This window comes from Burkholderia sp. 9775_39 (assembly GCF_015712225.1).
Taxonomy (GTDB): domain Bacteria; phylum Pseudomonadota; class Gammaproteobacteria; order Burkholderiales; family Burkholderiaceae; genus Burkholderia; species Burkholderia cenocepacia.
Genome location: NZ_JACCQC010000040.1, coordinates 38,661 through 47,901, shown reverse-complemented (window position 1 = coordinate 47,901; position 9,241 = coordinate 38,661). Strand labels below are relative to the sequence as shown.

The 9,241-nt window shown below is 56.4% G+C and carries 5 protein-coding genes; all 5 read right to left on the bottom strand.

All coding sequences use genetic code 11. The annotated features are described in order from the left end of the window. Positions 1-380: 380 nt before the first annotated feature. Positions 381-1,856 (bottom strand): hypothetical protein, encoded by a 1,476-nt coding sequence (locus H0X90_RS32785; RefSeq protein ID WP_125345842.1) that lies wholly within the window; start codon positions 1,854-1,856, stop codon positions 381-383. 821 nt (positions 1,857-2,677) lie between these two features. After that, positions 2,678-3,490 (bottom strand): mechanosensitive ion channel family protein, encoded by an 813-nt coding sequence (locus H0X90_RS32780; RefSeq protein WP_077189973.1) that lies wholly within the window; start codon positions 3,488-3,490, stop codon positions 2,678-2,680. A 942-nt stretch (positions 3,491-4,432) separates the two neighbouring features. Continuing rightward, positions 4,433-5,857, bottom strand: coding sequence for a mannose-1-phosphate guanylyltransferase/mannose-6-phosphate isomerase (locus H0X90_RS32775; RefSeq protein ID WP_077189972.1), 1,425 nt, complete (start codon positions 5,855-5,857; stop codon positions 4,433-4,435). Positions 5,858-5,953: 96 nt separating this feature from the next. Next, positions 5,954-7,870: a capsular biosynthesis protein gene (locus H0X90_RS32770; protein WP_077189971.1), complete on the bottom strand. Its 1,917-nt coding sequence runs from the start codon at positions 7,868-7,870 to the stop codon at positions 5,954-5,956. A 116-nt stretch (positions 7,871-7,986) separates the two neighbouring features. Continuing rightward, positions 7,987-9,144, bottom strand: a complete 1,158-nt coding sequence (locus H0X90_RS32765) for a glycosyltransferase family 1 protein (protein WP_077189981.1) — start codon at positions 9,142-9,144, stop codon at positions 7,987-7,989. Positions 9,145-9,241: the final 97 nt, after the last annotated feature.

Sequence of the window (9,241 nt, the reverse complement as noted above, 5' to 3'; positions counted from 1 at the left end):
GGCAGTTCAGGCAGCGGCCCGCGGGCCGCTGCCTGACGCGCTACAGTTTGCCTTTTCTTCTTCATCGGCATATCCATGACTTTTACACCTCATGATATGCCTCGCCCACGAAATCACGGATAGGTCCCGGCAACTGCAGGTTGAGCTTGCTTCTCTTTTCCCCAGTTCCTTCAGGCGTTTGCCATCCGATGAGTTCTTTGCTGAATTGCCTCTTCATTGCTGTTCTCGCGTTGGACCGGGCTCTACACCGATACTGAACTAGATACCGGAGGCGCAAGTCAGATCGCCAACAGCTAGGACCGATACATGACGATTGCGTCTTACTGTTCACCGCTGGATTGGTGACGGTAAGACGCGAGTCAAGGGGCCTTAGCGATGGTCTACTGCGGTGCTTCGTCCTTTTTACGATCGGCAACAATCAATCGACGACAAAGTTGCTTTGCTTTTCCGATGCGCTTGAGGACTGGCCGCCATGCTCTTGCCAGCGGCAGCACGTCCCGCAGAGCCATTGGACCTCCGTCCAATCGCAATTCATCGAAAAGGCGGCGCTGCTGAATGCATAAGGCGTCGTGTTGACGCGACAAGTCCTTGTAAAGTGCCTGAAGCTCGCTTAGCTCACGGGCGCCGGAAACACTCACGGCAAGCGCTGCATCCCGAGCTTCCGAAAGAGCGGCTATATCCTGTGCGTGGACCTCGACGACAGCACGTGCTCTTTCTGTCTCGCGCGCCACGATGAAGTCTCGTTCTTCCACGAGACTGTCGCACGAACGGCGGAGTTCATCTCGCTCGCGAGCCAACGTATCCCGTTCGTGAGTTAGTGCATCTCGCTCGCGAGCCAACGCATCCAGCTCGTCGGTCAGTCTATCCCTCATGTCAATCAACTCGCCCTGTGTATGGAGAGTTGTATCTCGTTCCTCCACGAGCGCGTCCCGCTCGACGGTAAGTTCGTCGCGCACCAGCAATAGTGCGTCGCGCTCAGCATGAACAGCTACACGGCGGCTCGCTCTTTCCCGGTACACATCGAATATAACTTCAGAGATGAGATCATCGCTCAACCTCATTAGATACATTAGCTTGTAAGCCGCATAGTCATAGAACTCTTCGATGGGATGGAACTTGGCCTCACCCCACGGAGCATCAAATGATGTGATCGAAAAACGACTGTTCAGATCCAGAACATTCAGCCTACCCGTCAAGCTTTCAATTTTCTTCCAAAGCAGGTCAACCCACCAGTTAATTTCGATAGCATCGGGATCGCCCAACGCTGTTATGCCGTCACCGATGATCTTGTTGGCGCAAGCGCGCCTTTTCAAGACAACAAGTGGAAGGCCAATGTCCTCGGACAGTTTAATAAGTTCGCCGAGGTAGTAAAAATAAATTTCGAGGTACTGATGGCTTCTCGGAGATATTCTTGTCCAGCCGTCATTGATGAACCCTTCTGGCCACTTCCAATCTGGCGCTAAGGTTCCAGCTTCCATGTCAGAAATGATGCAGCCGTCTTTCTCGAAGTAGTCGTTGGTAAAGTCGCTAGTCGGATCGAAAATTAGGAATTCATATCCATCTGTTTTCAGTTTGTGTAGAGCCTGTTTTGTTAGTTCGAAGTTTATGCGCTCAGATAATTGGTGGTCATGCGATTCGAAATAGGTTCGGCCATCTACTTTCTTTGACATCAAACACGGAACACTAATGCGCCATAAGTGAGTGACCTTCGCCAGTCGGTTTAACCTTCCAGCAAGGACTTCAGTCACACACCCACCAATGCTCAGTATCTTCGGTTTCTTCAAAGCAGGAACCGACGGAAGTGCGGCCTCGTCAACGTCGCTTCTAACCACTCGAAAGATTTCGCTGATGCTCATGATTATCGCTGTCTACAGACGGCGCCAACTCTAAACAACGCGCTCCGTCTTCATTTTCGTTCTGCGGTATGTGAGTACGGGCAACCAATAACCCAAACAATCATTCGTCTGATGTTTCCAATACACACTGCTTACATTTAGTAAATTTTGACACACATACGCAGAAGTTTCTCGACAACGAAGAAAGAAAAAGAAACAAAAACACACAATTGTTGCAATTTTGCTACGTCAAGTTGGGATGGCGAATATTTGTGCTTGACATGCCGAATTTGATTCGGAGTCGAGTGGGCTGAGGGGTCAGCGCGGCAACGGCACCGCACCGGTGCGGTCTAGCTTCAAGTTGTCTGACTCGATCCTTGAGCTCGATCTGGAGATAATTATTGCTGCCCGCTGCCCGCTGCCCGCTGCCCGCTGCCCGCTGCAGCAAGCTGAATGGAAACCTAAGGTCGTCGGTGTCTCCCGCCTAGGCGCCATAGAAAAGTGCAGATCGATCACTTTCAGAGCGGGAAAGATGCATATGGAGAGTTGTCGGCATATGCACGCCATCTCGACTACGGGGCCACCCGTATTGCGCGAGTGCGAAAACAATCGCGGATTGTTACATGGGTAGAATGGCCGGCGGAGTTGTTGAGCTTTTGTAGATATTTGTTGCAATGCGATTTGTAGTTGCCATCAATGCCGCTTAGGCCGGCTCTATTCCTGCTCGCGCCATCAGGCAGAGACCGCCGTAAGAGGGCTTGAGACTACCGACCAACCCGCGCGTTTGTTGTTGGATTGTCGGTAGTCTGGCGTGGAGGTTGCTTTTTCTCTGAATGCCGCTGCTACGCGTTGCGGTGCGAGACCGGCGTTTCGGGCGTCGGGTATTGCGCGTCGCGGAACGTTTCGAGGATCACGCGGTTGGTGTCGCAGTACACCTGCCAGTAATTTTCCGGTTCCGTGGACGGACGCACGAACAGCAGCGGGCCTTCCGGCGTGAACTGCAGCACGCCGACGTCCGGCGCCGGGCTGGTCAGCACGTTCGGGATATGCTGGATCGACGCTTTCAGGCGGTTGATCGCGTCGACGGCATCGACACCGTTCGCGATCTTCGCGGTCAGGTCGACGCGACGATACGACGTCGCGCTGTAGTTGGCGATGTTGTCCGAGAAGATCTTGTTGTTGCCGACGATCGTCACGATGTTGTCCGGCGTGATGATCGTCGTGCCGAACAGGCCGAGTTCCTTGACCGTGCCCGTGACGCCGCCTGCGTTGATCACGTCGCCGATCTTAAACGGACGCAGCACCTGCATGAACACGCCGGCGGCGAAATGCGCGAGTAGGCCGCCCCAGGCGGTACCGATAGCGAGGCCGAGGCCGGCGAGCAGCGCGGCGAACGAGGTGGTTTGCACACCAAAGATCTGCAGGATCGCGAGGATCAGCAGGATCGTCAGCAGCACGCCGACGACGGAGGTCAGGTAGTCGGTGAGTGTCGGGTCGACCTTGCCGCTGCGGCGCACGACCTTGCCGAGCAGGCGAGTACCGATGCGGATCGCCCAGCGGCCGACGAACCACAAGACGATCGCGGCGAGGAGGTTGAGGCCGAAGTCGAGGCCGCGGGTCATCAGGAATTGCTGGGCAGTGGCGAGATCGATCATGCGTTCTCCGAGTGAGGATTCCGGGCGCGAAGTGCGCCTCGCCTCGCAGTTATACGCGGGCAGTGGCGGCGCGGCAATCGAGCGGGTGTGATGAGATGCTTAAGGAGTGTCAGAGGCGATCGTCGCGCGGACGGTATCAGAGGACAGGATCCGATACTGCGGCCCACGGTTGGCGATCGTTACGGTGCGGTGAAAATGCAGGTTCTCGTTAAGAGAAAATGGCGGATGTGGAGCAGGCAAGTCGGATCGGAATGCCTGTCGACACCGGTCGGTCTGCAGCTGTATTTCTGTTGATGCATATAGATCGTAGCGCGGACGGTAACAGGGTATGTGGGCAAACTAGAGTTTCATGGAGGCTCACGACCCGTTTAGCGCGCTGCGTCATTCAAACTCGCCAAGTGTTCGGTTGTCAGCGAAACCGCGTGGGCGAATGCGGTTGTAGAACATCTCCATGTAATCGAACACACCTGTGGTTGTCGCGGATTGCGCCGTAGCCGACTTCAGCGCGCAAGCCCCCAACCTGTATCAACCGGAGCGTAGTGACGATTCCACATCTCTTCCGATTAACGTAAGTCCAGCGTGACTTTGCGATAGCCGTTGAGATTCCCGCTGTCCTGCCAGCGAGGCTTAGCCGTTCATCTTTGCGTTTGCGTGCACTGCCCGACTGACGCTGCCAGGCGTAGTAACCGCTGTGATGGACTCAGGGACCGCGATGCATCATGCACTTGCAGTGCTCGTTGATCTGGGCTTGACTGAATGCGTACCTTGCCGTTGTTATCCCTTTGCAAAGTACGCGGTGGCCCTTTATCTACGGAAGCCCGGTTGGTCCAGTTCGATGCTGTAATCGAAGTGCGCGAGGGGCGGCGCAAATGCTGAAGATGGCTCCGTGCCGCACTGGGCAGCACGAAGATTGAATTGGTGACGCGAGCCTGACGTCCCTGCCTACTTTGGCGCGCGACCGTAGGTATCCTCGAAGCGGACGATGTCGTCTTCACCCAGATACGAACCCGACTGCACCTCGATCAGTTCAAGCGGGATCTTGCCAGGGTTGCTCAGACGGTGTGTCGCACCCAGCGGAATGTAGGTCGACTGGTTTTCCGTCAGCATAATTTCTTTGTCCCCGTTCGTGACGAGAGCGGTGCCTTTCACGACAATCCAGTGCTCGGCACGATGGTGGTGCATCTGGAGACTCAACTGTGCGCCCGGTTTCACGACAATGCGTTTGACTTGGAAGCGCTCGCCTTGGTCCAGACCTTCATAGTCACCCCACGGACGCACCACGCGACGGTGCGTGACGGACTCTTGGCGACCTGATGCGTTCAACCACTCGACGACCTTCTTAACGTCCTGTGCATTGTCACGGTTCGCGACCAGCACGGCGTCGGCGGTTTCGACAATTACGACATTATCAACACCGATTGCCGCAACCATCCGATTTTCGGCGCGGATGTACGAGTTCGTTGTTTCGTGCATGAATACGTCGCCAATCGAGGCGTTGTGGTCTTCGTCGCATTTGGATATCTGCGCGAGCGCGTCCCATGAGCCGATGTCGTTCCAGCCGAAATCCACGCCTTCGACGACGGCTGCGCGGTCGGTCTTTTCCATCACTGCATAGTCTATCGAGATGTTCGGGCATGCACCGAACACGTCAGAGTCCATGCGGACGAAGTCCGCGTCGCGCTTTGCCGTTTCGAGAGATAGCTCGGCGTGCCGAGCTATCTCTGGTGCATGAAGCTTCAATTCCTCGAGGTAAGTCGAGGCTTTCAGCAAGAACATGCCGCTATTCCAGTAGTAGTTGCCGTCAACAAGGAAGCGTCCGGCGGTGGTCGCGTCCGGCTTTTCCACGAATGCATCGACCTTGTAGACAGACTTGCCTTCGGCGATCGCATTGCCGCGGCGAATGTAGCCGAAGCCGGTATGCGCTTCAGTCGGCGTAATGCCGAACGTAACGAGGTAGTGGTCTGCAGCGATATGTGCGGCTTCGAGTGCCGCAGCGACGAATGCATCTTCGTTCTGAATCACATGATCTGACGGCAGTACGAGCAGCAGCGCGTCGGGAGATTCGTTAAGTGCGAGTAGGGCCGCGATGGCGATTGCAGGCGCAGTATTGCGACCGACGGGCTCAAGTACGACGGAAGACGGTGTGATGCCGACCTCGCGGAGTTGCTCCGCAACGAGGAAACGCTGTTCGTTATTCGTGACGACGATCGGGTTTGCGACGTTCGGGATGTGTCGGAGGCGCAGCGCGGTTTGCTGAGCCAGTGAGTTGTCGCCTGTTAGCTTCAAATACTGCTTCGGATAGCCGCCGCGCGACATCGGCCACAGGCGGGTACCGCTACCGCCGCACAGAATTACCGGGTGAATCATCGAATTGCTCCAGTATTGATAAAGCCGGCGCCGTCTGACAGTTCAGATAGAGCGTTGATTTTTAACGGTGTTGCACTCACGGATTGTTAAAATTTGTTAATTTCTGGGCTGGGCGTCCCGCATCTCACGTGATGTGCGGATTCGCCATGAAATGTGCATTATTGCATTCCGGGACCACCGGAACATCTTGAGAAAGATGCGCAAACGTTTCCCATTGATCTTCTCAAGCGGTCGCACCGCCGTAGGTGCAAGCTGTCGAACGATGGCTTCCGGTGTAGTGTACAACTGCAATTTCCAATCCCAGTAAATCGGATAACGTAAGTAGGTGCCCGCAACCAGCATGTCAATTGTCAAGTGCCGTTCCCGGCGAGGTTGCGGCAACACATCGTGTGTAAGCCCCCATCCCGCATAAAACGGTAAGCCATATGTGTGAACTTCCTTATCCCGAAGCATTGCCTCGAAGCCGGACAGAGAGGACAGCGTGTGTACTTCGTCCGCGGCTTCAATTAGCGAAATAAGGTCGGCGCTCGTATCGACAATATCCGCGTGGATGGTGACATCTACAAGCCCGCGTCGGTTCCCGGACAGCACGTCCGGATGGGGTTTGTAGACGACGAATGCATCCGGGCGACGCGAGCGAACCTCGGCCAGCAAGCTCTCTGCGGTCGAAATATGCCCCGTGCCGAGCCGAATCGACGCGTCGTCCGCAACTTGTCCCGGAACAAGCACCACACGTTTTCCCGCTGGCGCCTTCCATACGGGTGCGCATCGTCCGAGATTATATTTCGTCAGACCAAAGCGCACGATTGAATTGCGCAATTGACGAGCGCGAGACAATTCATCGTCAGCAAATGTCGCTGTATTTAGAATCGCTGTCAAATCATTTGCGCGAGTCGCATCGAAGTAAATTCCACGCCTATCGATAACTTGACTGAACGGTGGAGACATATCGGAGCCGAGTCCGTTGGAGTGCAGGAAGCCGTCCTCTATGCGAAAATGCATCGAATCACGGGGCAACCTGTCTGCAGATCGCCCACCCCATATTGCTGCTTGTTCGTCGCGTCCAATTTGGCTGGCGACCGAAATCCAGCGCAACGTGCCGCCCCCGGCGGAGAGGTAAGGCGTTGCAAAGGGGCGCTTCCACCATTGAAAGGCGACGCCCGCGACATGACGGAGGTCGGCGAAGCGCGAGGCAATCTCATGTTGCAACTCGATATACCGCAAGACGGATTCAAACGTGCCGATGTGATGCGTTTCAGGATCCAGGTAACGGGCGGCGCGCAAGAATATCGCGTCGAACAGGGATTCGACGCTTGGCTTGCAGGTGCGAAGAGACTGTGGCGTGTGATCGACTGTGAGGCCCCAGCCTGCATAGTATGGGGTGCCGAAGACATGCAGGGTTTTGCCTGAAAACAATGCGGCCATTCCTTCCGAGGCACCCGTAACATAAAGCGCGTTTGCTGTTGCGAGCACATCGCGAAGCGAGTGTGAAACGGCGAGTTTCCGAATGCCGGGTGGCAATGGTGCCTTTTCCGACAGCCAGGCACCGGTGCCGGCGTCGGCCGACTGTAGTAGCCAGATCCGGGCATCCGGGTGCCGGTTCGCCACAAAGCCGACCATCGCAAGAAAGTGGGACGAGCGCTCTGACGCGGGCGTGCAGACGTCGACGAACGATGTCGTGCGCTCGTCGACCATCACGACCCGCTCGCGGCTGGCGTCGTCATACCATTCTGGGGGCAACGCGACTACCTGACGCCGCACATGCAGCGCGTCTGTGTCGACGACGCGACGCATCAGATTCGGGACATCCGGCCTTTCGCCCTCAGCGTCGGACGTCGCGAGTGCCGTGTCGAGCGCCGAAATCAGCGTGTCTGACCGATTGCCTCCAATCGGAACGGCAAACCAGGAAAGCGGCGCGGCATTATCATCGCGGACGGACCAAATCGGCCCGGGATAAAACAATGGCCGGCGCAGGCCGATGATTTCCAGTGCGCGTGACATGGGGCTAGCCATGAGTCGACTTCCTCATGTGTCAATCTGTCGAACCGAACGGCGATCGAGGACGTGGCCCGCGTGCAGCGTTCGAGCATATTCCCGGGCTGTCGGATGCGGCTGAAGAGCGTCGCGCATCAACTGGCCAGCGAGTCGAGGAATTGGTCGACGCGCTCGAAATGCTCCGCCCATGTCGGGGCCTTGAAGCGTTCGATTCGGGTGATTTGCGCGTCGCGCTCCGGGCTGTTCGGCGCGGCGTATGACTGTATGCGTGATAACCATCCGGGGCCGTCGAGCGGATCGAGATAGTCGGGGATATTCGTGGCGATCTCGTGAAAAACAGCAATGTCGCTGGCGATCACTGGAATGCCGAGCATCAAGGCCTCGACAAGTGGCATTCCGTATCCCTCGACGAACGACGGGAACAATAGGGCGCGGGCATGCTGCAGCCATGCCCGGAGGCGGCTGTCGCTGCAACTGGATTCTTCGATGACCGCGTCACCGAGCGGCGCGCTTCGCTCGAGTAAATCGATGACGTTTTCACATTCCCAACCGCGCCGTCCGATGATAACGAGCTTGGGCGCCGCATCGCCGAGTTTCTCCACCAGGCGCCGCCAGATATGCAGCATGAGATAGTGGTTCTTGCGCGGTTCGATGGTGCCGAGCATCACGAAGTAGGGCGCGGCGATGGGGGCTTTCTCCGCCGGCGCATGCGGCATTTCGATGCCGGGAGCGAGACGGGCAACGGCACTGGGTGGCATGGCCAGTCCAGCGTCGTCCGCTTCGGCAGCGAGCAGTCGCAAGGTGTCATCCGAATTGACGATCAAGCCATCGGCATATTTCAAGGCCGTATGGATTCTGCGGCGGTGCGTGTCGTGCACGCCGGGGCGGCAGTATTCAGAGTGGGTGAGCGGAATGAGATCATGGACGAAGAATACCGACCGGACGCCACAATTTTTCATCTTTGTGTGGTATCTGACATGTTCCATGCCGTTATGGCTGGCGTGCAATAATACCGAGCCCTCCATCCCGCCGCCGCTTGGGGTCAACAGGCTTTTGGCTACCAGCGTGCGGATGGACGAGCGTGCGGCGGTATCGCTAAGAAGGATTGCGAAAGCTTGTTCAGAGTGTCGCCGGCTAAGCAGCTTTGTATACCCGCGATGGCTGATGATGGCGCGAGCAGTCTGGTGGTAGCGTTCTACATATGCTCGGTTGACCCGATCTACTCCTGTAGGATGCAGTCCTTCGCTGAGTCGCGTCAAAGCGCGAGAGATATCTAGAACAATGTTTGACACAATCTGACACAAGAGAATAACGAGGACGCCCGCGCGATGTTTACAAAACCCACACGTGTGTGGTTTTTTCAATGAAATACACATTCATTCTACATCG